The organism is Streptomyces sp. YIM 121038, from assembly GCF_006088715.1.
In the GTDB taxonomy this organism is placed as follows: domain Bacteria; phylum Actinomycetota; class Actinomycetes; order Streptomycetales; family Streptomycetaceae; genus Streptomyces.
Map to the genome: position 1 here is coordinate 6,077,933 of NZ_CP030771.1, position 20,760 is coordinate 6,098,692.

Here is a 20,760-nt window from a genome sequence, read left to right on the forward strand (position 1 = left end):
ACGACGAATGAAGGGCTGACACGAGCGTGACCGGAGCAGACCGAGACGCGACCGAGGCCGCGACCGGCGAGGTGCCCGAGGGCGTGACCGCGCCCGGTGCCCCGCCCGGCGTCGCCGAGGACGCGCACGGCGGTGCGGACGGCGGTGCCGCGGACGACGGCGTCGACGTCGTCACGCTCGGGGAGTCCATGGTCACCTTCCTGCCCACGCGGCCGGGGCGGCTCGCCGACGTCCCCGCGTTCGAACGGGGCATCGGCGGGGCCGAGTCCAACGTGGCCTGCGCCCTCGCCGCCGCCGGACACCGCACCCGATGGGTCAGCCGGGTCGGCTCCGACGGCTTCGGCGACCACCTCGTCGACGCCATCGGGGCGTACGGAGTGGACACCTCCGCGGTCGGGCGCGACCCGCGCCGGCCCACCGGCATCTACTTCCGCACCGCCGACGACCGCGACACCGAGGCCCACGAGGTCGTCTACTACCGGGCGGGTTCCGCCGCCTCGGCGATGTCGCCCCGCACGCTGGCCGCCGACGCGCTGTGGTGCGGACGCGTCCTGCACCTGTCGGGGATCACCGCCGCCCTTTCCCCCGACTGCCTGGAGCTCGTGCGCACCCTGTGCGACCGCGCGGCCGGACGCCGCCGCTCGCTCGTCTCCTTCGACGTCAACCACCGCCCCGGCCTGTGGCCCGAGGGCGGCCGCAGCCCCGCCGTCCTGCTCGACCTGGCGCGCGGCGCCGACCTCGTCTTCGTCGGCGTCGACGAGGCCGCGGCCGCCTGGCAGGTCACCGGCGGCCCCGCGGCCATCCGCGCCGCACTTCCCGAACCCGCCCAACTCGTCGTCAAGCAGGGGTCCGAGGGCGCCACCGCCTTCGTCACCGACCCCGCGACCGGGCGCGACACCGCCACCTTCGTCCCGGCCCTGCGCGTCGACGTCGTCGCCCCGGTCGGCGCCGGTGACGCCTTCGCCGCCGGATACCTGTCAGGAACGCTGCGCGGCCTCGGTGCCGAGCAGCGGCTGCGGCACGGCCATCTGATGGCCGCCGCCGCCCTCACCGTGCCGGGCGACCTCGCCACGCCCCCCGCGCGCGAGCACGCCGACGCGCTCGCCGCCCTGGCCCCCGCCGCCTGGGAGACACTGCGCCTTGGCCCCGGCTGGACGGCAGAGCCGCGCCGCCCCGGGGCCGCCGAGGAGGTACCAACGCCATGAGCCAGACCGTCGACCGAGCCCTGACGATCCTGCCCCTGCTCGCCGAGGGCCCCGCTGATCTGGGGCAGGTCGCCGACCGCCTCGGAGTGCACAAGTCCACGGCCCTGCGCCTGCTGCGCACCCTGCACGAACACGGCCTGGTCTTCCGCCAGTCCGACCAGCGCTACCGCCTGGGCGCGCGGCTCTTCGCGCTCGCCCAGGAGGCCGTCGAGCACCTCGACGTCCGCGAGATCGCCCATCCCCACCTGCTCGCCCTCAACGAGAAGTGCGGCCACACGGTCCACCTCGCGGTGTACGAGGAGGGCGAGGTCGTCTACATCGACAAGGTCGAGAGCCGCTACCCGGTACGGATGTACTCGCGCATCGGCAAGTCCGTCGCCATCACCGTCGCCGCCGTCGCCAAGCTCCTGCTCGCCGACTTCCCCGAGGGGGAGCGCCGCGTGATCGCCGAGAAGCTCGACTACCCCACGTACACGTCCCGTTCGACACCCAACTCGGCCGCCTTCCTCAAGGAGCTGGCGCAGGTGCGCGAACAAGGCTGGGCCACCGACCTCGGTGGTCACGAGGAGTCCATCAACTGCGTCGGCGCGCCCATCCGGGGCGCGGACGGCCGCGTCGTCGCCGCCATGTCGGTGTCCGCGCCGAACGTCGTCGTCACCGCCGAGGAACTCCTCACCCTGCTCCCGCTGGTCCGCCGCACGGCGGAGGCGATCAGCCGGGAGTACTCCGGCAAGGCCCCTATCAAGGAAGCAAGTTCATGAGCGAGAACATCCAGAAGACCGCGATCACGCCCTCCACGCACACCGCCCCGCCCGCGAAGTTCTCGCACGGCGTGAAGAAGGGCAACATCCTCCAGGTCGCCGGGCAGGTCGGCTTCCTCCCCGCCGAGGAGGGCAAGGCGCCCACCCCGGCGGGCCCCACCCTGCGCGAGCAGACCCTGCAGACCTTCGCCAACGTCAAGGCCATCCTCGAAGAGGGCGGCGCCACCTGGGACGACGTGATGATGATGCGCGTCTACCTCACGGACGTCGACCACTTCGCGGAGATGAACGAGATCTACAACCAGTACTTCGACGAGCAGGGCCTCAAGGCCCCCGCGTCCGCCCGCACCACGGTGTACGTCGGCCTGCCCAAGGGCCTCCTCATCGAGATCGACGCCCTGGCCGTCCTCGGCTGAGGCTTTTCCCGGGGCCGCGCCATCTCCTGCCGCCCCGTTCATCGGCGCTTCGCGCCTCGTCCTCAAACGCCGGACGGGCTGATGGTCTGCGGACCGGCACGATCCAGCCCGTCCGGCGTCTGAGGAAGCGCGCACAGCGCGATGCCGCTCCACCCGTCCGGCGTGAGGACCACGCCGCGATCCCCCCTGCCCAGAAAGCCCCATGCACTTACGAGGTCAACGATGTCCCCGTTCGCCCCCTCGGGCTCCACCGGAGCCCGCACCGCGCTCGCCGCCGCCGAAGTACCGGAGAAGGTCCCGCACACCGGTGGCCTGATGGCCCTGATCGACGGCACGGCGGGACTGCTGACCGTCGCGGCCCTCGGCATCCTGCTGCTCCTCTACCTGATCATCAAGGTCAGGCTCCAGCCGTTCGTGGCCCTGCTCGCCGTCTCCATAGCCGTCGGACTCGCCGCCGGCCTTTCGGTCACCGAACTCTTCGGCACGGTCCAGAAGTCGACCGCGACCTCGCTCATCGAAACCGGCATGGGCGGCATCCTCGGCCATGTGGCGATCATCATCGGCCTCGGCACGATGCTCGGCGCGATCCTTGAGGTCTCCGGCGGGGCCGAGGTGCTGTCCAGGCGCCTGCTCGACCTCTTCGGTGAGAAGCGCGCCCCCGTGGCCATGGGTCTGACCGGCCTCATCTTCGGCATCCCGGTCTTCTTCGACGTCGGCATCTTCGTCCTCGCGCCGATCGTGTACGCCGCCGCCAAGCGCAGCGGCAAGTCGATCCTCCTGTACTGTCTGCCGCTGCTCGCCGGCCTGTCGATGACGCACGCCTTCCTGCCCCCGCACCCGGGGCCCGTGGCGGCGGCCGGACTGCTGAAGGTGGACCTCGGCTGGGTCATCCTCATGGGCATCGTCTGCGGCATCCCGGCCGTGCTCGCGGCCTGGGCGTACGCCGCCTGGATCGGCAAGCGGATCTTCGTCCCCGTACCGCAGGACATGCTGGAGGCCTCCGAGGAGGCGAAGGCGGCCGTCGCCGAGGAGCAGCGCGCGCAGGGCCTGACCCCGACGGAGGAGCCGGTCGCGCTGAGCACCGTGTTCCTGATCATCGGCACCCCGCTGCTGCTCATCCTGCTGGCGACGTTCTCCTCCATCGCCTTCGACCCGTCCACGCTCCGCAGCGTGATCGAGTTCTTCGGCCACCCCTTCGTGGCCCTGACGATCGCGCTCCTGATGGCGTACTACCTGCTCGGCATCCGGCGCGGCTGGTCCCGCAAGTCCCTGGAGACGGTGTCGACGGCGTCGCTCAAGCCCGTCGGCAACATCCTGCTCGTCGTCGGCGCGGGCGGGGTCTTCGGCGCCGTGCTCAAGGGCAGCGGCGTCGCCGACGCCCTCGCCGACACCTTCAACGACGTGGGCCTGCCGGTCATCGTCCTCGCCTACCTCATCTCCCTGGTCCTGCGCGTGGCGCAGGGCTCGGCGACGGTCGCGATCGTCACCACCGCGGGCATCGTCGCCCCGCTGCTCTCCGAGGGCGACTACTCGCACGCCTTCACGGCCCTGGTCATCATGGCCATCTCCGCGGGCTCGATCTTCGCCTCGCACGTCAACGACGGCGGCTTCTGGATCGTGGCGAAGTACTTCGGCATCACCGAGCGCGACACCCTGAAGACCTGGACGGTCCTGGAGTCGGTCCTGTCGGTGGCGGGCTTCGCGGTGGCGGCGGTGGTGAGCCTCTTCGTGTAGCCGTCGCGTACGGCGGCGGACCGTCGCACCCGGGCGAGTGGCCGCCGCGTACGGCACGGCGGAGCGGGGGCACCCGGTGGATCACCGAGTGCCCCCGCTCCGGCGCCGCTTCACGACTGGCGCAGCACCACGCCTTCCTGGCCCGGCCGTCGAACCGACCGTGCCTGATCGTTACGCCGCCTGCGCAGCACGCGCAGGGGGCGGTGCATTCCGCAGCAGCGGCCGGCCCGGGAGCCGGTGGTCGCCGCCGCCCTGGCGACGTCCGCCGCCAGGGCGAGGACCACTCCCGTCACGGCTCCCGCGACGGCCAGCGCGGCCCGTCGCCGCGAGGGCCCGGGAGACGCCGAGAGCATCGAAAGCATGGAGGACACAGCGCGCACAGAGCACTTCCTCTCCGTAGTCCGGTCAGCGGGTGATCCGCTTTTGTGATCACCCGCCGAGAGGCTGCGCCTGAACTGCCCCGCTATGCATGCCGCGTCGGGAATCAACCCCTGTGAGTGATCAACAACGACCCCAGGGGGCTACGCGTGCCCGGTCACTGTCCGGTGCAGTACTGCTGTTCCTTCCCGATCGAGCGGTACATGCAGTCCGAGTTCTCCAGGAGCTGGAGCACCGCGTCCCGGTTGCGGGAGGTCTCGCGCTCGATGACCTCGTCGGGCGGGTAGAAGCCGCCCCCGCCGGACCGGGGGTACATCTCGAAGGTGTAGCCGAAGATCTTCTGGTTGCCCCAGAGCCAGTCGTCGATGGTGCCGTCGGTGATGTAGAGGTCGCTGGACTGCTCGGGCGTGTAGCCGTTGCTCGCGGCCATCTTGCGGCCGACGGTGGCGAACGCGTCGTGGTCGTCCTGGGTCAGACCGGGCGCCGTGTCGTTGTACGTGTAGCCGAACGGCCACAGGACCAGCTCGCTGTACGTGTGGAAGTCGATGCCCGCCTTGATCTGCTGCTTGCCGCCGACCACCCGGCTGCGCACGAAGTTCGCGACGACCTTGACCTCGGGGCCCGACTCGGGCGCGCTGCCCCGGTAGGTCTCGGAGCCGGGCGTGCCCGAGGAACCGCCGCAGCAGCCCCACTTGAAGTTCCAGTTGCGGTTCAGGTCGGTGCCGGTGGCGCCGCCCGAGTTGGGCTGCCGGTTCAGGCGCCAGCTGCGGTAGGAGCCGGTGGCGATGTCGTACTCGCCGCCGTCGGGGTTGAGGTCCGGCACGATCCAGATCTCGCGCTCGTTGACCATCTTGGTGACGCGGGGGTCACTGCCGTAGCCCGCGCCCAGCTCGCGCAGCGTGTAGAGGGCCATCTCCACCGTCAGGTGCTCACGGGCGTGCTGGTGGTGGGTGAAGAGGACCTCGGGCTCGCTCTCGTCCGTGCCGACGTTGTCGCTGACCTTGATGGCGACGATGTCCCGGCCCTGGTACGACTTGCCGATCACGCGCTTGCTCATGATGTTCGGGTACTGCTGGAGCCGCTGGTCGATCTCCGCGGTCATCTCCGCGTAGTTGTGGTACCGGGAGTCGGCGGGCGGGAAGTCCCGCACCCGCACCGGCCCGTCGCCCGCGCGCTTCGGCGGCCCGGCCAGCGCCTTGAGCGTGTACCCGAGCGCGCGCAGCTTCCTGGCCTGGGCGGCGTTCGCGGAGACGACGACCCCGTGGTCACCGGCCTCGTCGATGGACACGCCGGTCGCGGCGAGCGCCGTACGGGCGGCGCGCGTGGCGGGTCCGGGCACGGAGTACTGGCGGATCTCGTCCTCGGCCGCGGCGGCCGCCGCCTTCCGGGCCGAAGGGGACGAGGAGTCGGACGCGTTGGCGCTGAGGGGCGCCCCGATCGCGAGGGCGAGCACGGCCGCGAGAGCCGCTGATCTCTTTCCGCGTATGCGAAGTCGCATGAATGCTCCTGTGGGGGTGGGAGTGGTGCATTGCGACGCATGTGGTGCGGGTGGCGCGAGCGCGCGGGGTGCCGGGTGGGCACGGACCGTGCTGGCCCATGGTCGCGGCATGGCATGTTCTGGTCAACATGCCTTTGAGCCGACTGTGGGGCGGCTGTGCGGTGACCGCGCGAAGGCCGTGCGGCGACCGCGCTGCCGGAGCACGCGCCTCCCGCGCCCCACGGCCCGCTGCCGTACGACCCCTTGTGCGCCGCGCGTGCGTGCGCTTTCTTGATCGCATGGCCGAAACCAAAGGTGGACCCATCGCCGCCGGGGACGTCGAGTCCGTTCCCCGCAAGTCCAGTTGGAAGTACATCGGTCCCGGCATCGTCGTCGCCGCCACCGGGGTCGGCGCGGGCGACCTGGTGGCCACGCTGATCGCGGGCAGCAACTTCGGCTACACGCTGCTGTGGGCCGCCGTCATCGGCTGCGTCGTGAAGATCTCCCTGGCCGAGGCCGCGGGCCGCTGGCACCTGTCGACCGGCCGCACGCTCTTCGAGGGCTGGGCCAGCCTCGGCCGCTGGACGACGTGGTTCTTCGTCGCCTACGTCGTGGTGTGGGGCTTCGCGTACGGCGCGGCCGCGATGTCCTCGTCGGGCCTGCCGCTCCAGGCCCTGTTCCCCGACGTGATGGACCTGAAGTGGTGGGCGGTGCTCACCGGTGTGGTGGGCCTGGTCTTCGTCTGGTTCAACAAGTACGACGTGTTCGAGAAGGTCATGACGGTCCTGGTCGGCGTCATGTTCGTGGTCACGGTGTACCTGGCGGTCCGCGTGACCCCGAACCTGGGGGACGCCGTCGCGGGTCTGCTCCCCGTCCTGCCCGACGAGAAGGACTCGGTCCTCAACACCCTCGGCCTCATCGGCGGCGTCGGCGGCACCATCACGCTGGCCGCGTACGGCTACTGGGTGAACGCCAAGGGCTGGACGAACACGGGCTGGATGAAGGTGATGCGCCTGGACAACCGCGTCGCGTACGTCACCACCGGCATCTTCGTCGTGGCGATGCTCTTCGTCGGCGCCGAGCTGCTGCACTCCGCGAACGTCGCCCTCGCGAGCGGCGACAAGGGCCTGGTCCAGCTGAGCGGCATCCTGGAGGAGGAGTACGGCACCGCCACCTCGAAGCTCTTCCTCATCGGCTTCTTCGCCACGTCCTTCACCTCCCTCATCGGCGTCTGGCACGGCGTGAGCCTGATGTTCGCCGACTTCGTGGAGCACTACCGCAAGTCCCGCACGGGCGCGGACGGCGGTGCCCGCTCCGGCGCCGAGGTGGCCTCCGGCGCCCGCGAGCGCTCGCTCCCCTTCCGCGCCTACCTGCTCTGGCTGACCTTTCCCCCGATCGTCCTGCTCTTCCAGGGCCAGCCGTTCCGCCTGATCATCATCTACGGAGTCCTGGGCGCGGCCTTCATGCCCTTCCTCGCCCTGACCCTGATCTGGCTCCTCAACTCCGCCCGCACGCCCGCGGAGTGGCGCAACGGCTGGGTCAGCAACGGCATGCTGGTGATCGCGGGCCTGCTGTTCCTGGTGCTGTGCGTCAAGCAGATCACGGACCAGGACTGGAGCAGCTTCTTCTGATCCGCCGGGCGTACCGCGGCGCCGCGGTACGCCCGGGGGCGGGTTCGGTCTACGGCAGGCCGTGGACGTGCGCTCCCACGGCGTTGGACCACGCGTTCCCGTTCAGGGCGTCCCAGTTGGTCGACCAGGTCATGGCCCCGCGGATGCCCGGATAGGTCCTGGACGGCTTGAAGGAGCCGCAGCCGGTGCCCCGGGCGAGGCAGTCGAGGGCGTTCTTCACGAGGGCCGGCGCGACGTACCCGGACCCGGCCCCGCGCGGTGACGCGGGCGTCCCGATCCCCACCTGCGACGGCGCGAGCCCGCCCTCCAGCTGGATGCAGGCGAGCGCGGTCAGGAAGTCCACGGAGCCCTGGCCGTAGACCTTCCCGTCGCACCCCAGCATCGCGCCGCTGTTGTAGTACTGCATGTTGACGACGGCGAGGATGTCCTTCACGTTCAGGGCCGTCCTGAAGTACGCGTTGGACGTCGACTGCATGTCGATGGTCTGCGGCGCCATGGTGAGCACGAGGCCCGGCCCGGCCTTCTGGGACAGGGACTTGAGGGCCTGGGTCATATAGGTGGCGTTGAGCCCGTTCTCCAGGTCGATGTCGACGCCGTCGAAGCCGTACTCCTGCATGAGCGCGTACACGGAGGTGGCGAAGTTCGCCGCCGCGGTGGAGCTGTTGACGGAGACGGCCCCGCGCTCGCCCCCGACCGAGACGATCACGGACTTCCCCGCCGCCTTCTTGGCCTTGATGTCGGCCTTGAACTGGGCGACGGTGTACCCGCCGAGCCCCGCGGAGTCGAGGTTGAAGGTCACCTTCCCCGGCGTCCCGGTGGCGTCCGCGAAGGCGACGGCGATGATGTCGTACTGGTCCTGCACCTGGCTGAGCCGCTGCACGGTGGCGCCGTTGTTGAAGTTCTGCCAGTACCCGGTGACGGCATGCTTGGGCACGGCCCGAGCCTGCGCCTGGGCGTGGCCCTGCCCCGGCGCACCGGTGTCGCGGGCGTCGGCGCTCCCGGCCCCGCCGGTCGCGAGCCCCGCGACCGCGAGCCCGAACGCGGCGAGCATCCCGGCGAGAACGCCGCTCCTGCTCCTGCTCCTGTGCCTGCGTGTACGTGTACCTGTGCGTGCGCGGTCCACTTCTGCCTCCGGTGGGGGGATGGGGGGGGAGGGGCCCGTACGGGCCGGAAGGGGACGGTGGCCACCGCTGTTGCTTGGTCGTACAAGCTGGTCCAGACCAATGTGGTTGTCAAGGGTTCCTGGGGAACCGCGTCCCTGGAGGGAGGCTCCGCGCGCGCCGCGTGGCGGGAGCTGTCCCGACAACCCATAGGTGAACAGTGGGAAGTTGGGTGTTAGGGCGGCCCCCGCGTGGATATGGTGCACAGCTAGGAGCGCACGTGCGCGTTGGCGTGCGCGGACGGGAGCGTGAGGACTCGGAGCCGGGGGTGTGCGCATGCCGACCGCGATAGCCGTCACCAGCCCGGAGCTGGTGCTGCCTTCGCCCGATCGTCACACCCCGACCGCCGCCGTCCTGAAGAGCGCCGACCAGTCGCCGAAGACGTACTCGCTCGACCGGGCGCTCACCGAGATGCACCAGCTCATCGAGTACCACGGGTACGTGATCGTGCTGTGCCCGGCGTCCGCGCCCCAGGCGGTGCGGCATCGGCTGCACGCGATCCGGTCTGTCCTCGAGAGCGACCGGATCGCGTTCGTGCGGAGTGAGCTGCCGCCGCTCGGGCTTTCCGTACTGGCGCTGCAGTTACGGCAGTTGTCGATCTGCGACTTCAGCCCCGGCGTGCTCGCCTCCGCCGCGCGGCTGTTGACCCACTACATCTACGCGGGCGCCCTGCTCGGGTCCGTCGCCAAGCTCGACCGCGTGCCCGTCACGCTGCGTTCGCACACCAAGTCATGGGTTCCGGGCACGCAGTTCGCGGTACTCGCCGCGCCGCGGACCGCGATGGTGAAGGCGGGGGGTGACGCGGTGCTTCCCGCGCCCGAGTTCGGCACGAAGCTGTTGTACGCGCCGGGGCAGCTCGCCGCCGACTGGGTCACCGACACGCTCGCCGACGTCTGGCAGGTGCAGGGCGCCGTCGACGTGCCGCTGCCCGGCGAGTCCGCGCGCTGGTGGGCCACCGGCAAGCTCGTCGAGTTCGCCGCGGCCATCCCGGACATCTCCGTGCTCTACCAACTGGTGTCGTCCGTGCGGAGGGAGGACTGCCACTGGTGCGGTCTCGAACTCATCGGCGACCGCTGCGCGTTCTGCGCGGCGCCGCTGCTCCCGCCGTCCGAGCGGACCGCCGCCGCTCCCGAGGTGACCACCGGGACGCGGGCGCTGCCCCGCGGCGCCACCTAGGACGCCCCCGGCCCGTGCCCCACCGGCTCACGCACCACCCCGCTCACCGTCCGTAGCCACACGCACTCGCTGCACGATCGAACGAGGTAGGTACTCCGGCCCATGAACTCACGCCAGCGCCGCGGTGTCATCCTGATGGTCCTGTCGGTCCTGTGCGCGATCGGCGCCTTCGCGGGCGTCCTCTCCGTGATCCGCGACGTGAACTCGAAGGTCGGGCCCGAGACCGCGGCGTACGAGCTGAAGACGGACATCGCGCCGTACAAGGAGCTGGAGCCCGAACAGTTCAAGAAGGTGGAGATGCCCGAGCGGTGGCTGTCGGACAACGCCGTCACCAACCTCCGGGAGATCCGCGGGAAGATCGCCGTCACTCAGCTCCGGAAGGGCTCCCTGCTGCAGAGCGACATGATCGTGAAGCGGCCCCGGCTCGCACCGGGACAGCAGGAGATCGCCATCATGATCGACGCGGCGACCGGCGTCGCCGGGAAGATCACCCCCGGTTCGACCGTCAACATCTACGCCACCTTCAAGGCCGAGACCGACCGCGGCAAGGACCAGTCGAAGGTCATCGTCGAGAAGGCCAGGGTCATCGACGTCGGCAAGCTCACGGCCCTCGAACCCGACCGCGACGACCGCAGCCGCCGCCGCACCGACGAGGCCGTGCCCATCACGTTCGCCCTCGACACGCGGGACGCCCAGCGCGTCGCGTACGCCGAGTCGTTCGCCTCGCACGTCCGGCTCGCCCTGGTCGGCCGGGGCGGCGACGCGGACGTACCGCGCGGGGACCGTACGTACACCTTGGACGAGGACAAGTAGGGGGCCCGCTGTGAACGTTCCCTTGGCTGGTGTGGCTCGCGCGGTTCCGGCGGCTCGCGCCCGGCACCACGGCTGGTCCTCGGGGGTACCGCCGCTCCGGGGGCACCCCGCGCGGTCCCTCCGCCTCGTGCGGCGGCCGTGGCCCCCGTGGCCCGCGCGCCTCGCACGTCTGCCGGAGGCCTCGCGCGCACCGGAGGCCCCGTCGGCCGCCCTACGCCCGTCGCGCACCACGCCCGGCGCGTCGCCGCCGCCCACCGGTGCCACGGGCGCCACCGGCACCACGGGCGCCGCAGGCGCCCCCCGCGGCGGGCCCCCCGAACGGCGCGGGAACCCCGCAGCCCCCCGGCCCGAGGGAGGCGGCCGCCCATGACCATCCGCATCCTCCCGGCGGTCGGCGACCCGGACGCCGCCCGCAGTCTGAGCGGGCTCGCCGCCCAGCTTCCGGACGCCGAACCCGCCGCGCCCGTCGCCGACTCCACCGAGCTCCTCGACACCCTCGCCCGCCTCGCCGCGGAGTCCGTCGACGAGCTGCCCGAAGTCGTCCTCGTCCACGAGCGCATCGCCCCCGTCCCCGCCCTCGACCTCATCCGCGACCTGGTCCTGCGCTTCCCCGCCGTCGGCGTCGTCCTCGTCACGGCCGACACCAGCCCGGCCCTGCTCACCGCCGCCATGGACTGCGGGGCGCGCGGCATCGTCCCCCATCCGCCGGCGTACGACGCCCTGGCCGAGCGCGTCCAGGCCGCGGCGGGCTGGGCCACCGGCATGCGGCGCCACCTCGGCACCGGCGCCGTGGACCTGTACGGCCCCGGCTCCGGCGCGGCCGCCCCCGGCAGCGGCCAGGTCATCGCCGTGACCGGCGCGAAGGGCGGCGTCGGCACCACCCTCACCGCCGTGCAGCTCGCCCTCGCCGCCCAGGCCTCGGGCCGCAGCACCGCGCTGCTCGACCTGGACCTCCAGTCCGGCGACGTCGCCTCGTACCTCGACGTACAGTTCCGCCGCTCCGTCGCCGACCTCGCCGCGATCAGCGACCTCACGCCGCGCGTCGTCCAGGACGCCGTCTACGCCCACGAGACCGGCATCGGCCTCCTCCTCGCGCCCGCCGAGGGCGAGCGCGGCGAGGAGATCACCGAACGCGTCGCCCGGCAGACCGTCCACGCGCTGCGCGGACGCTACGACGTCGTGGTCGTCGACTGCGGCACGTACGTCACACCCGCGGGCGCGGCCGTCGTGGAGACGGCCGACCAGGCCGTCCTGCTGCTCACCCCCGACGTCGTCGCCGTACGCGCCGCCAAACGCATGGTCCGGCTCTGGGACCGGCTCCAGATCCGCAAGGCCGAGGAGACGGTCACCGTCGTCAACCGGCACACGCGAGGCACCGAGATCCAGCCCGCCCTCGTCGCCCGCGTCACCGGCACGCGCGCCGCCCGCACCACCGTTCCGGACGTACCCAAGGAACTCCACGGCGCCGTCGACGCGGGCCGCCTGCACGACCTCGACGCCAAGTCCACCGTCAAGCAGGCGCTGTGGGGGCTCGCCGGTGAACTGGGCGTCGTGGAACCGGAGACCGGGGGCGCCCGCAAGAGCGGCCGCGGCCTGCGCCGCGCCCCGAAGTCGGACCGCGGCGCCGTCACCCTGGAGTTCGCGGGCATGTTCCCGCTGCTCCTCGCCGTCCTCGGGATCCTGTGGCAGTGCGCGCTGTACGGCTACTCGTACTCACTGGCGGGGAACGCGGCGGACGAGGCCGCGCGGGCGGCCGCGGCCGCAGTGGTCTCCGGCGACGCCGGAGCGTGCGACTCCGCGGCCAAGGAACATCTGCCCGGTGCGTGGCAGGACGCCAGGGTCTCCTGCGCGGCCGAAGGCGACGTGATGAAGGCCCGGGTGGACATCAAGGTCCCCGTGTTCTTCCCCGGCGTCACGACGGGGTGGGAGGTCCATGCGCAGGCCGGTGCGGCGGTGGAGGGGGATGACACGCCATGAGAGTGGGGTACTTCGCCGGTCTCCTCTGTGGGCGATCGCCCCGCAAGCCCGGGCGGCAGACCAGGCCGAGCAGACGCCCCCGGGGCGACAAGGGCGTCTCCATGCTGGAGTTCGCCGGCTTCCTCCCCGTCCTGCTCCTCGTGGGCCTCGCCGCCATCCAGCTCGGCCTGGTCGGCTACGCGGCCAACCAGGCGGGCTCCGGCGCCCGCGCCGCCGCCCGTGTCGAGTCCCGCGAGGGCACCGGCGGCGAGGCCGCGGGGCACGCCGCGATGGACTCCGGCCTGGACGCGGACGTATCGGTCGCGGGCGGGGGAGGCGACACCACCACCGCCACGGTCACCGTCCAGGTCCCCACGCTCCTGCCCTTCGTCGACACGGACTGGGAGGTCGAGAAGACCGTGACCATGCCCAACGACGACCCCGCGGAGCCCGGCGCCCCCGGGACAGGAGGCTGACCCGCATGAGCCTGCGCTCCCGCATCGCGTCGCCCGCCGACACCGCCGCGCCCAGCCGCGACGACAGCCTCGTGGCGACGTACCGGGCGAAGCTGCTCGAAGAGATAGACCTGGCCGAGATGTCGTCCCTGTCGGCGTCCGACCGCCGGGCCCGCCTGGAGCGGGTCCTCGGCCACATCATCAGCCGCGAGGGCCCCGTCCTCTCGGCCTCCGAGCGGGCGCACCTGATCCGGCGCGTGGTCGACGAGGCCCTGGGCCTCGGCGTCCTGGAGCCGCTGCTCGCCGACGCCTCCATCACCGAGATCATGGTCAACGGCCCCGACTCGATCTTCGTGGAGCGCGCGGGCCGCGTGGAGCAGCTCCCGCTCCGCTTCGCGTCCGAGGACCAGCTGATGCAGACGATCGAACGCATCGTCTCCACGGTCAACCGCCGCGTCGACGAGTCGAACCCCATGGTCGACGCGCGCCTGCCCACCGGCGAACGCGTCAACGTCATCATCCCGCCCCTCGCCCTCACCGGCGCGACCCTCACGATCCGCCGCTTCCCGCGCGCGTACACGCTGCCGGAGCTGATCGGCCTCGGCTCCCTCGACGAGCACATGCTGATGCTCCTCGCGGCCTTCGTACGGGCCCGCTTCAACGTCATCGTCAGCGGCGGCACCGGCTCGGGCAAGACCACGCTCCTCAACGCCCTCTCGGGCCTCCTGCCGGGCCACGAGCGCATCATCACCATCGAGGACTCGGCCGAACTCCAGCTCCAGCAGGACCATGTGATCCGCCTCGAGTCCCGCCCGCCGAACGTCGAGGGCAAGGGGCAGATCACGATCCGCGACCTGGTCAGGAACTCGCTGCGGATGCGCCCCGACCGCATCATCGTCGGCGAGGTCCGCGGCGGCGAGACGCTCGACATGCTCCAGGCCATGTCCACGGGCCACGACGGCTCCCTGGCCACGGTCCACGCCAACACGGCCGAGGACGCCCTCACCCGGCTCCAGACCCTGGGCTCCATGTCGGAGGTCCAGGTCCCCTTCGAGGCCCTGCGCGACCAGATCAACTCCGCCGTGGACGTCGTCGTCCAGCTCGCCCGGCACGCCGACGGCTCCCGCAAGGTCGCCGAGATCGTGCTGCTCGTCTCGCACGGCCGCCAGCAGTTCCGCATCGCCCCCGTCACCCGCTTCGTCCCCCACCCGGTCGGCCCCGACCGGGTCGTCCACGGCTACTTCGAGCACCTGCCGCTGCCGCGCCCCGTCGCCGAGCGCCTGTACGTCGCCGGTGAGCCGGTGCCGCCCGCGTACGGGGTGGCCGAGGCCATCGACGTACTCAACACGCGCGAAGCGATCGGCTGAGGAGACCAGAGGAGACCTGAGGACACCCCATGAACAACCCCACGCTCCTGGCCCTCGGCGCCACGCTCCTCACCGGCACGCTCGCCGTCGCCGGAGTCCAGACGTACGCCTCCGGCCGCGCGCAGCGCCAGGCCCTGGTGGACCGGCTGTCCGCCGAGGGCGGGCCCGCGGCCCTGGAGGGCGGCGGCCGCAGGCGCCGGTTCACCGCGGTCGACCGCAGGCTGCGCCGCACCCGCCTGGGCCGCGCCCTGCACCTGCGGCTCTCGGCGACGGGCCTCGACCTGACGCCCGGCGAGTTCTTCACGTACGTCACCGCCGTCGTGGCGGCCGTGTGGCTGATCGCGGCGGCGTCCCTGGCCCCCTTCTTCGGCCCGATCGCGGGAGTGGTGGCGGTCTGGGGAGCGGTCATCTTCCTCAACTGGCAGCGGCAGAAGCGCATCGAGGCGTTCATCAACCAGCTCCCGGACGTGGCCCGCATCCTCGCCAACGCGACGGCCGCGGGCCTCGCCCTGCGCACGTCGCTCGCGATGGCGGCGGAGGAGCTGGAATCCCCAGCGGGCGAGGAACTCTCGCACGTCGCCCACCAGTTGACGGTCGGCCGCTCGATCGACGACACGCTGGAGGAGCTGGCCCAGCGCCTGCCGTCCCGCGAACTGATAGTGCTGGTCACGACGTTGGTCCTGTCCAACAAGGCGGGCGGCTCGGTGGTCAACTCCCTCCGCAACCTCACGCAGACCCTGGAGGACCGCAAGGAGACCCGGCGCGAGGTCCGCACGATGCTCTCGGAGGTCCACGCCACGGCCTTCACGGTGCCGCTCCTCGGCCTCGGCTCGCTCCTGCTGATCAATTCCTCGAACGAGGGCGCGCTGGAGCGCGTGACCGGCTCGCCCCTGGGGCAGACCCTGATCCTGATCTCGCTGGGCCTGTACGCGGTGGGCTTCTTCGTGATCAGACGCCTGGGCAAGATCGAGGTCTGAGGGAGGGGGACACAGTGCCTGCGTTGTTGCTCGCCCTGCTGATGGGCCTGGCGGTCGCGGGAGTCTGCCAGGGCGTCCGCATGTACCGCGCGGAGGCGAAGCTGCCGCCCGACCTGGCGGTCGCCCTGGAGGTCGGCGCGACACGCGTCTCGGCGGCGGGCGGGGCCGTGGACCGCCTGGGGATGCGGTGCGCGCCCCTGGTGCTCCGGCTGATGGGCCCGAAGCGGGTCGCGGCCAAGCGCCGCCGGATCGACATGGCGGGCAATCCCGGCGGCCTCACCATCGACCGCTACGCCGCCCGCCGCGCGGTGTACGGCGTCTTCGGCCTCGTCCTCGGCCTGATCTTCCTCACCAACGGGCAGCCGCTGTTCGCCGTCATGACGTTCGCCTTCGGCGCGATGGCCGCCGACGCCCTCATCTGGCAGGCCATCCGCGAACGCCGCGAGGTCATCGACCGCACCCTGCCCGACTTCCTCGACGTCCTCGCCGTCGTCGTCTCGGCGGGGCTCGGCTTCCGGCAGGCGCTCGACCGCGTCGCCGAGAAGTACGAGGGTCCGTGGGCGGACGAACTACGCATCACCCTGCGCCAGATGGACATGGGCGTCAGCCGCCGCCAGGCCTTCGACGAGCTGCGCCGCCGCAACTCCTCCGAGCAGGTCGCCCAGTTCGTCTCCGCCCTCCAGCAGGGCGAGGAACTCGGTTCCCCCATCGCCGAGACCCTGATCCAACTCGCCACGGACATGCGCCGCACGGACGCCCAGAACTCCCGCCGCAGAGCCGCGAAGACCATCCCCAAGGCCACGCTGGTGACGCTGGTGTTCATGCTTCCGGCGACGATGATCCTGATCGCCGCCGGGATGTTCCTGGGCTCCGGATCCGACTTCGGCTCGATTCTGGGGCGGTGAGCTTCCCCAAATGTCCTTGCTGATGCAACCGCGTATGGGACCCTCCCGAAGGGAAGGGCGACGATGATGCATTCGATACCCAGTGAGGCCGGTGAAATAGGCCAACCTGCGCGCCGGACGGGAAGTCGGTTGCGCGAGGGGCCTCTTGGGGCAGTGGTTGTGATAGTCGGTCACGTAGACGGTATCGGTATCGGTATCGGGTGGGAGAGAAAGGTCGTCCGTCATGCTGAAGGAACGCGTACTGGGTGCGTGGGTCACGTGGACCCTGACGGTGTCCGCGCGGGTGCGGCGGGCCCAGGGGGGCGAGGGGGACCGGGGGGCGGGGTTCGTGGAGTATGCGGGGTTGATGATTCTGATTGCCGGGATCTATACGCTCATCGATCAACTCGGTCTCGACGGCAAGATCTCCCAGGCGATCGGCAACGCGGTCAACGACGTAATCGGCGGCTGATCCGGAGCCGGATACGCGGTGATGGCGGGCAGACGCTGCCGATCTACATCTGGTTGACCGGAATTCTGCTCTTCGTCGCCTTCGCGTTCTTCGCGTTCGCTCAGGCGGCGTCCGCACGCAACGGCGCGCAGTCGGCGGCGGACGCGGCCGCGCTGGCGGCGGCGCAGGAGACACGGGACGAGCTCTTCGAAGGCCTGGCCAAAGCCATCGAGGACGGCGACGGGGACGAATGGCTGGACTGGCTCGGCGGCGACCTGTTCACGGGGGAGGGCGCGGAGGCGGCGGCCGACGCGCTGGCGGCCGAGAACGACTCCAAGGTCACCGGCTTCGGCAGCACGGAGGTCAGCGGCTACCCGGGCTATCACGTGGAAGTCACGACCAATTACACGGTCGGAGACTCGATCATCCCGGGTACGGAGACGAAGCACGCGAGGGCCGAGGCGACCGCCGTCATCAAGCCCCGGTGTGAGTCCGCGCCTCCGGCGGAGCAGCCGGCCGATCCGCCGGGTGACCCGTCGGACGAACCCGAGGACGCCGTGGAGTTCTTCTGCGACGGCGAGGAGGGCCTCATCGAGATCGACCCCGACGACTTCGACCCGGACGATCTGCCGGACGCGTCCGTCCTATTCTCCGTGCACCTGGCCGAGTGACAAGCGATCACAGAGAAGAAAAGGAAGCCGCTGAGATGAAGCTTCGGCGCACCATGACGACCCGCAGGGCAATGACCGCGGTGGCGATCACGACTGGGCTGGTCCTCACGGTGGCCGGCTGCGGCGGTGGAGACGACGGTGACTCCAAGTCCGGCAAGAAGTCGTCCTCCTCGGATTCCGCCAAGGACGTCGACGACGGCGGCAGCGGCAAGGAAGCCGAGAACTCCACTTCGGACGAGGCGCTGGCCGAGGTCAAGGGCAACGGCATCACGCTGACAGTTACGTCCGCCGAGCGTGACGAAGGCGGCTTCTTGACCCTGAGCGGCAGGGTGACGAACGGCACCTCGGGCATTTGGCTCGCCGGTGAGTGGCGGAGCGACGAGAACGAACTGAAGAAGAACGGCGGTTCGTTGGCCGGTGCCGCCCTCGTTGACGCGGCGGGCAAGAAGAAGTATCTAGTGCTGCGGGACACCACAGGCAGGTGCCTGTGCACCAAATTCGAGGGCGGCATCAATCAGAACCAGTCCGCCGAATGGTTCGCCCAGTTCCCGGCGCCGCCGGAGGACACCACGAAGCTGCAACTCCAGGTGCCGACGATGCCGCCCGCCGCGCTCGAACTCAGTGAGGGCGAGTGACCATGACCCCCCGCCCCCGAAGGACGGCCACGGCGACGGCCGCCGTCATCGTCGCGGCGCTCACCCTCCTCGCCCCCGAGGCCCGGGCCGACGACGACCCCAGCACACCCCCCGGCTCCTCCACCACCTCCCCACCCCCCGAGGTCGACTCCAACAGCCCCGGCCTGAAGCTCGCCGACGGGGCGACGCTCGCGCCCGCCAAGGTTCTCGACATCAAGTCCGTCGTGGAGGACCTCGGCGGTGAGGAGCGCAGGGAGGACACCAACACGGACGTGAAGTTCGCGTTGCAGGCGGAGGTCCTGTTCCCCAAGGACAGCGCGAAGCTGAACCCGGAGGCGGACGCCCGTATCGAGGCCATCGCAGACGAGGCGAAGGCCCAGAAGGCCACCGACGTCCGGGTCTTCGGGTTCACGGACGACCTCGGCTCGTACGCCCACGGCAAGAAGCTCTCCAAGGACCGCGCGGAAGCCGTCCACGACCGTCTGGCGAGCTTCCTCGGCCCCCAGGTCACGTACTCCGTACGCGGCTACAGCGAGGACTATCCGATCGCGGACAACGGCTCGGAGGAAGGCCGGAAGAAGAACCGCCGCGTGGAGGTCTCGTTCCCGCGCGGAGCGTGAGCCGTGAGCCGGGACCCGGGCGCCGGGTATCCCGAGGACATGGAGGGGCCCGCAATCGTCCTCCCCGTACGTACGCGACCGGGGGAGTCTTCGCTGAGCTGGCCGAGGCGGTGCTGGCCCGCACCGGCCCGCGGAGCCGGTGTGGTTCCTCGGGACCGTCGGCGTCGACCCCGCCCGGCAGGGCGCGGGCCTGGGCCGGGCGGTCCTGCGCCCCGGCCTGGAGACGGCGGAGCGGGACGGCGTACCGGCGTTCTGGAGACCTCCGCCGAGACCAACGTCCGCTTCTACGAACGCCTCGGCTTCGAGGCCACCGCCGACCTCACCCTGCCCGGTGGCGGCCCGCGCAGGTGGTGCACGCCGCGGGCGTCCCCTGAGGGCCCACACGCTCGACGCGGTCGCAAACAAGTCGGCGCCCCGATCTCCCGCGCCCGTTCGCTCGGCGCACACTTTTGGCCATAGTGCCCATACCCGGGATTCGCCCCCGAGCCCGTGGTGAAAGGGGAGACGGCGGTGACGCCAGCGCCGACGCGACGAGGACGCGGACCGGCCCGTGGCGGGATCGCGCCCTGGGTACCACAACTGCCGTGCGCCTGCGATGAAGTGGCGGCAAGTATGTTCGACGGAGTGAGCTCGCCACCGGACTGACCCTCAGCATCGGACCGGCGGCCGGTGTCTTTTGGATGGCCAAGGACAACCAACAGCCCGGCTGGCCGCTGCACTCGCTCCGAGCCGTGGCCGACACCGGCAAGGGCCTGATCGCCTACGACGACTGGAGCAAGAACCCGGCACGCGCCGCAGGCCTCGTCGGCTTTAAAGCAGTCACGATCCTGGCGACCCGCGGCGCGGCGGCGAAGACGATCTCGGGCGTCAGCAAGTTCAGCCGGGCGGCGGATCCGTTCCGGTACGCCGTGAAGGGCGTTCATTTCAGGGTGACCAAGGACGGGGGACCGGTCAAGCCGTTGAGAAGCGGCCGGGCAGGTACACGGCTGGACTTGGAGTACGGCTCCTACCGCTTGGAGGGTGTCGGCGCGCGGGCTCCCGTGCGGCATGCGGCTGTGCCTCGGGACACGGGCCGTACGTCGGGGAAAGGGGCCGCACGGTCTATCTGGCGAGTGGTGGAGCAGGGCTCGACAAGCACCGGAAGGTTCTTCCAAGGGTGGAGGACGCGTGGAGTTCGTGACGGTCACTCGCCCCCGGCGCACCACTCCTCCTCGTCGCGCCACGGAGGGTGCGGTTCTGCGGAGCAGTCCCACAGCGTGCATGCGTCTGGCAGTGGCTCTGATCCGACCGCTGGAACTGCTCACGGTTCTGGTGCGGTACCGCGTACTGGTGGGCCTCCCGGCGGGACCGGCGCTTTGCCGCACGGCATGCCCCGCGGAGGAGAAGGGTATGTGCCTGGGCGTCACCTCCACCCGAATGACCAAGCGCTGGTCGACTGTCTAGGGACGTGGATATTCTGGGCCCCAAGGCGCGCGAGAGGTCCACCGGATTCTATCGGAATCCTGTATATCCGAGTGGATTCCTGTCGGTTGACTTCACTGGCGGAGTCAAGAAGGTGGTCCATGGTATTCGAAGTGGGCAGTGGGAGTTGCGTGCGATGTATCTGAATCCAGCCCCTGGTCGCCACCTTTAGAGGTGACGTTGTACCTCCAGGGAGGGAGTCGTGTGAATACGGAGCTTGAGAGATTTGTTAAGACTTACCTGCATTACGAGCAGGCTTACGATGTACGCGGCGCGTTGCGCCCCACTCTGACGGCCTTCGGTGAACCTTTCCTGGGAGGCGTGCGCAGAGGGTTCGTTGACCTGTTGCGGGAGCGTAGTGCCACCATTGTCGATTACGAGCGGTTGACGGACGTCGATTTCTCCGATGAGAGCTCTTTGTATGACTACTTGCAGGGAATTTACGCGTACCTCTTCGAGGGTGGCGCGGAGCAGCCCACACCGCCTGAGTGATTGCCCATTCCTGCCCGGTCCGGGATGAAGGGGGGCAGGT

At 70.8% G+C, this 20,760-nt stretch carries 21 protein-coding genes; 18 read left to right on the top strand and 3 right to left on the bottom strand.

The features are described from left to right. The first annotated feature begins 26 nt into the window (after positions 1-26). The 4 genes from C9F11_RS26125 to C9F11_RS26140 all read left to right on the top strand — a co-directional run bounded on the left by C9F11_RS26125 (position 27) and on the right by C9F11_RS26140 (position 4,116). The gene (locus C9F11_RS26125) at positions 27-1,205 is read left to right on the top strand and encodes a sugar kinase (RefSeq protein WP_269078098.1); all 1,179 of its coding nucleotides are present in this window, start codon (positions 27-29) and stop codon (positions 1,203-1,205) included. Next, complete coding sequence (locus C9F11_RS26130; RefSeq protein ID WP_138961537.1) at positions 1,202-1,966, top strand: IclR family transcriptional regulator; 765 nt, start codon at positions 1,202-1,204, stop codon at positions 1,964-1,966. The genes C9F11_RS26125 and C9F11_RS26130 overlap by 4 nt, the downstream gene beginning before the upstream one ends. Further along, positions 1,963-2,382 carry a RidA family protein gene (locus C9F11_RS26135; protein ID WP_138961538.1) on the top strand — a complete coding sequence of 140 codons (420 nt, stop codon included), beginning with the start codon at positions 1,963-1,965 and terminating at the stop codon, positions 2,380-2,382. Before C9F11_RS26130 ends, C9F11_RS26135 begins: the two co-directional genes overlap by 4 nt. A 222-nt stretch (positions 2,383-2,604) precedes the next feature. Next, positions 2,605-4,116: a gluconate:H+ symporter gene (locus tag C9F11_RS26140; RefSeq protein WP_138961539.1), complete on the top strand. Its 1,512-nt coding sequence runs from the start codon at positions 2,605-2,607 to the stop codon at positions 4,114-4,116. Between the two features lie 110 nt (positions 4,117-4,226). Here the strand turns inward: C9F11_RS26140 and C9F11_RS26145 are convergent, their stop codons facing one another. Both C9F11_RS26145 and C9F11_RS26150 read right to left on the bottom strand, forming a co-directional pair. After that, complete coding sequence (locus tag C9F11_RS26145; RefSeq protein ID WP_138961540.1) at positions 4,227-4,469, bottom strand: hypothetical protein; 243 nt, start codon at positions 4,467-4,469, stop codon at positions 4,227-4,229. A gap of 182 nt (positions 4,470-4,651) precedes the next feature. After that, a complete protein-coding gene (locus C9F11_RS26150; RefSeq protein ID WP_138961541.1) occupies positions 4,652-5,992 on the bottom strand; it encodes a M14 family metallopeptidase in 1,341 nt (446 codons plus the stop codon). A 278-nt stretch (positions 5,993-6,270) separates the two neighbouring features. Between C9F11_RS26150 and C9F11_RS26155 the strand changes: the two genes are divergently transcribed. After that, positions 6,271-7,602 (top strand): Nramp family divalent metal transporter, encoded by a 1,332-nt coding sequence (locus C9F11_RS26155; protein ID WP_138961542.1) that lies wholly within the window; start codon positions 6,271-6,273, stop codon positions 7,600-7,602. Between the two features lie 49 nt (positions 7,603-7,651). Here C9F11_RS26155 and C9F11_RS26160 read toward each other — a convergent pair whose 3' ends face one another. Further along, positions 7,652-8,653, bottom strand: a complete 1,002-nt coding sequence (locus C9F11_RS26160) for a chitinase (RefSeq protein ID WP_138961543.1) — start codon at positions 8,651-8,653, stop codon at positions 7,652-7,654. A gap of 385 nt (positions 8,654-9,038) precedes the next feature. On the opposite strand from C9F11_RS26160, the gene C9F11_RS26165 reads away from it, so the two are divergent. The 13 genes from C9F11_RS26165 (at position 9,039) to C9F11_RS26230 (ending at position 20,720) form a co-directional block, all read left to right on the top strand. Beyond that, positions 9,039-9,938 (top strand): hypothetical protein, encoded by a 900-nt coding sequence (locus C9F11_RS26165; protein WP_249401896.1) that lies wholly within the window; start codon positions 9,039-9,041, stop codon positions 9,936-9,938. A gap of 102 nt (positions 9,939-10,040) precedes the next feature. Further along, the gene (cpaB, locus tag C9F11_RS26170; RefSeq protein ID WP_138961544.1) at positions 10,041-10,751 is read left to right on the top strand and encodes a Flp pilus assembly protein CpaB; all 711 of its coding nucleotides are present in this window, start codon (positions 10,041-10,043) and stop codon (positions 10,749-10,751) included. A gap of 366 nt (positions 10,752-11,117) precedes the next feature. After that, the gene (locus C9F11_RS26180; RefSeq protein WP_138961545.1) at positions 11,118-12,728 is read left to right on the top strand and encodes a P-loop NTPase; all 1,611 of its coding nucleotides are present in this window, start codon (positions 11,118-11,120) and stop codon (positions 12,726-12,728) included. 101 nt (positions 12,729-12,829) lie between these two features. Then, positions 12,830-13,183 (top strand): TadE/TadG family type IV pilus assembly protein, encoded by a 354-nt coding sequence (locus tag C9F11_RS26185; RefSeq protein ID WP_138961546.1) that lies wholly within the window; start codon positions 12,830-12,832, stop codon positions 13,181-13,183. 5 nt (positions 13,184-13,188) lie between these two features. After that, complete coding sequence (locus C9F11_RS26190; RefSeq protein ID WP_138961547.1) at positions 13,189-14,529, top strand: CpaF family protein; 1,341 nt, start codon at positions 13,189-13,191, stop codon at positions 14,527-14,529. Positions 14,530-14,558: 29 nt separating this feature from the next. Then, complete coding sequence (locus tag C9F11_RS26195) at positions 14,559-15,506, top strand: type II secretion system F family protein (RefSeq protein WP_138961548.1); 948 nt, start codon at positions 14,559-14,561, stop codon at positions 15,504-15,506. A 14-nt stretch (positions 15,507-15,520) separates the two neighbouring features. After that, positions 15,521-16,411 (top strand): DUF5936 domain-containing protein, encoded by an 891-nt coding sequence (locus tag C9F11_RS26200; protein ID WP_269078099.1) that lies wholly within the window; start codon positions 15,521-15,523, stop codon positions 16,409-16,411. A gap of 223 nt (positions 16,412-16,634) precedes the next feature. Further along, on the top strand, positions 16,635-16,862 hold the full coding sequence (locus C9F11_RS26205; protein WP_171075843.1) for a hypothetical protein: 228 nt from the start codon (positions 16,635-16,637) through the stop codon (positions 16,860-16,862). Positions 16,863-16,897: 35 nt separating this feature from the next. Next, positions 16,898-17,512, top strand: coding sequence for a pilus assembly protein TadG-related protein (locus tag C9F11_RS26210; protein WP_138967020.1), 615 nt, complete (start codon positions 16,898-16,900; stop codon positions 17,510-17,512). A gap of 35 nt (positions 17,513-17,547) precedes the next feature. Beyond that, positions 17,548-18,147: a hypothetical protein gene (locus C9F11_RS26215; RefSeq protein WP_138961549.1), complete on the top strand. Its 600-nt coding sequence runs from the start codon at positions 17,548-17,550 to the stop codon at positions 18,145-18,147. Beyond that, on the top strand, positions 18,144-18,767 hold the full coding sequence (locus C9F11_RS26220; RefSeq protein WP_249401898.1) for an OmpA family protein: 624 nt from the start codon (positions 18,144-18,146) through the stop codon (positions 18,765-18,767). Before C9F11_RS26215 ends, C9F11_RS26220 begins: the two co-directional genes overlap by 4 nt. Positions 18,768-18,906: 139 nt before the next feature. Further along, positions 18,907-19,263: a GNAT family N-acetyltransferase gene (locus C9F11_RS49965; RefSeq protein WP_346347349.1), complete on the top strand. Its 357-nt coding sequence runs from the start codon at positions 18,907-18,909 to the stop codon at positions 19,261-19,263. A 1,169-nt stretch (positions 19,264-20,432) separates the two neighbouring features. Continuing rightward, positions 20,433-20,720 carry a hypothetical protein gene (locus tag C9F11_RS26230; protein WP_138961551.1) on the top strand — a complete coding sequence of 96 codons (288 nt, stop codon included), beginning with the start codon at positions 20,433-20,435 and terminating at the stop codon, positions 20,718-20,720. Positions 20,721-20,760 lie beyond the last annotated feature (40 nt).

Excerpts from the sequence above, each read along its gene's own strand:
- C9F11_RS26130 (WP_138961537.1), top strand. The coding sequence starts at position 1,202 with ATGAGCCAGACCGTCGACCGAGCCCTGACGATCCTGCCCCTGCTCGCC.
- C9F11_RS26135 (WP_138961538.1), top strand. The coding sequence starts at position 1,963 with ATGAGCGAGAACATCCAGAAGACCGCGATCACGCCCTCCACGCACACC.
- C9F11_RS26140 (WP_138961539.1), top strand. The coding sequence starts at position 2,605 with ATGTCCCCGTTCGCCCCCTCGGGCTCCACCGGAGCCCGCACCGCGCTC.
- C9F11_RS26145 (WP_138961540.1), bottom strand. The coding sequence starts at position 4,469 with ATGCTCTCGGCGTCTCCCGGGCCCTCGCGGCGACGGGCCGCGCTGGCC.
- C9F11_RS26150 (WP_138961541.1), bottom strand. The coding sequence starts at position 5,992 with ATGCGACTTCGCATACGCGGAAAGAGATCAGCGGCTCTCGCGGCCGTG.
- C9F11_RS26155 (WP_138961542.1), top strand. The coding sequence starts at position 6,271 with ATGGCCGAAACCAAAGGTGGACCCATCGCCGCCGGGGACGTCGAGTCC.
- C9F11_RS26160 (WP_138961543.1), bottom strand. The coding sequence starts at position 8,653 with ATGCTCGCCGCGTTCGGGCTCGCGGTCGCGGGGCTCGCGACCGGCGGG.
- C9F11_RS26165 (WP_249401896.1), top strand. The coding sequence starts at position 9,039 with ATGCCGACCGCGATAGCCGTCACCAGCCCGGAGCTGGTGCTGCCTTCG.
- cpaB (WP_138961544.1), top strand. The coding sequence starts at position 10,041 with ATGAACTCACGCCAGCGCCGCGGTGTCATCCTGATGGTCCTGTCGGTC.
- C9F11_RS26180 (WP_138961545.1), top strand. The coding sequence starts at position 11,118 with ATGACCATCCGCATCCTCCCGGCGGTCGGCGACCCGGACGCCGCCCGC.
- C9F11_RS26185 (WP_138961546.1), top strand. The coding sequence starts at position 12,830 with ATGCTGGAGTTCGCCGGCTTCCTCCCCGTCCTGCTCCTCGTGGGCCTC.
- C9F11_RS26190 (WP_138961547.1), top strand. The coding sequence starts at position 13,189 with ATGAGCCTGCGCTCCCGCATCGCGTCGCCCGCCGACACCGCCGCGCCC.
- C9F11_RS26195 (WP_138961548.1), top strand. The coding sequence starts at position 14,559 with ATGAACAACCCCACGCTCCTGGCCCTCGGCGCCACGCTCCTCACCGGC.
- C9F11_RS26205 (WP_171075843.1), top strand. The coding sequence starts at position 16,635 with ATGCTGAAGGAACGCGTACTGGGTGCGTGGGTCACGTGGACCCTGACG.
- C9F11_RS26215 (WP_138961549.1), top strand. The coding sequence starts at position 17,548 with ATGAAGCTTCGGCGCACCATGACGACCCGCAGGGCAATGACCGCGGTG.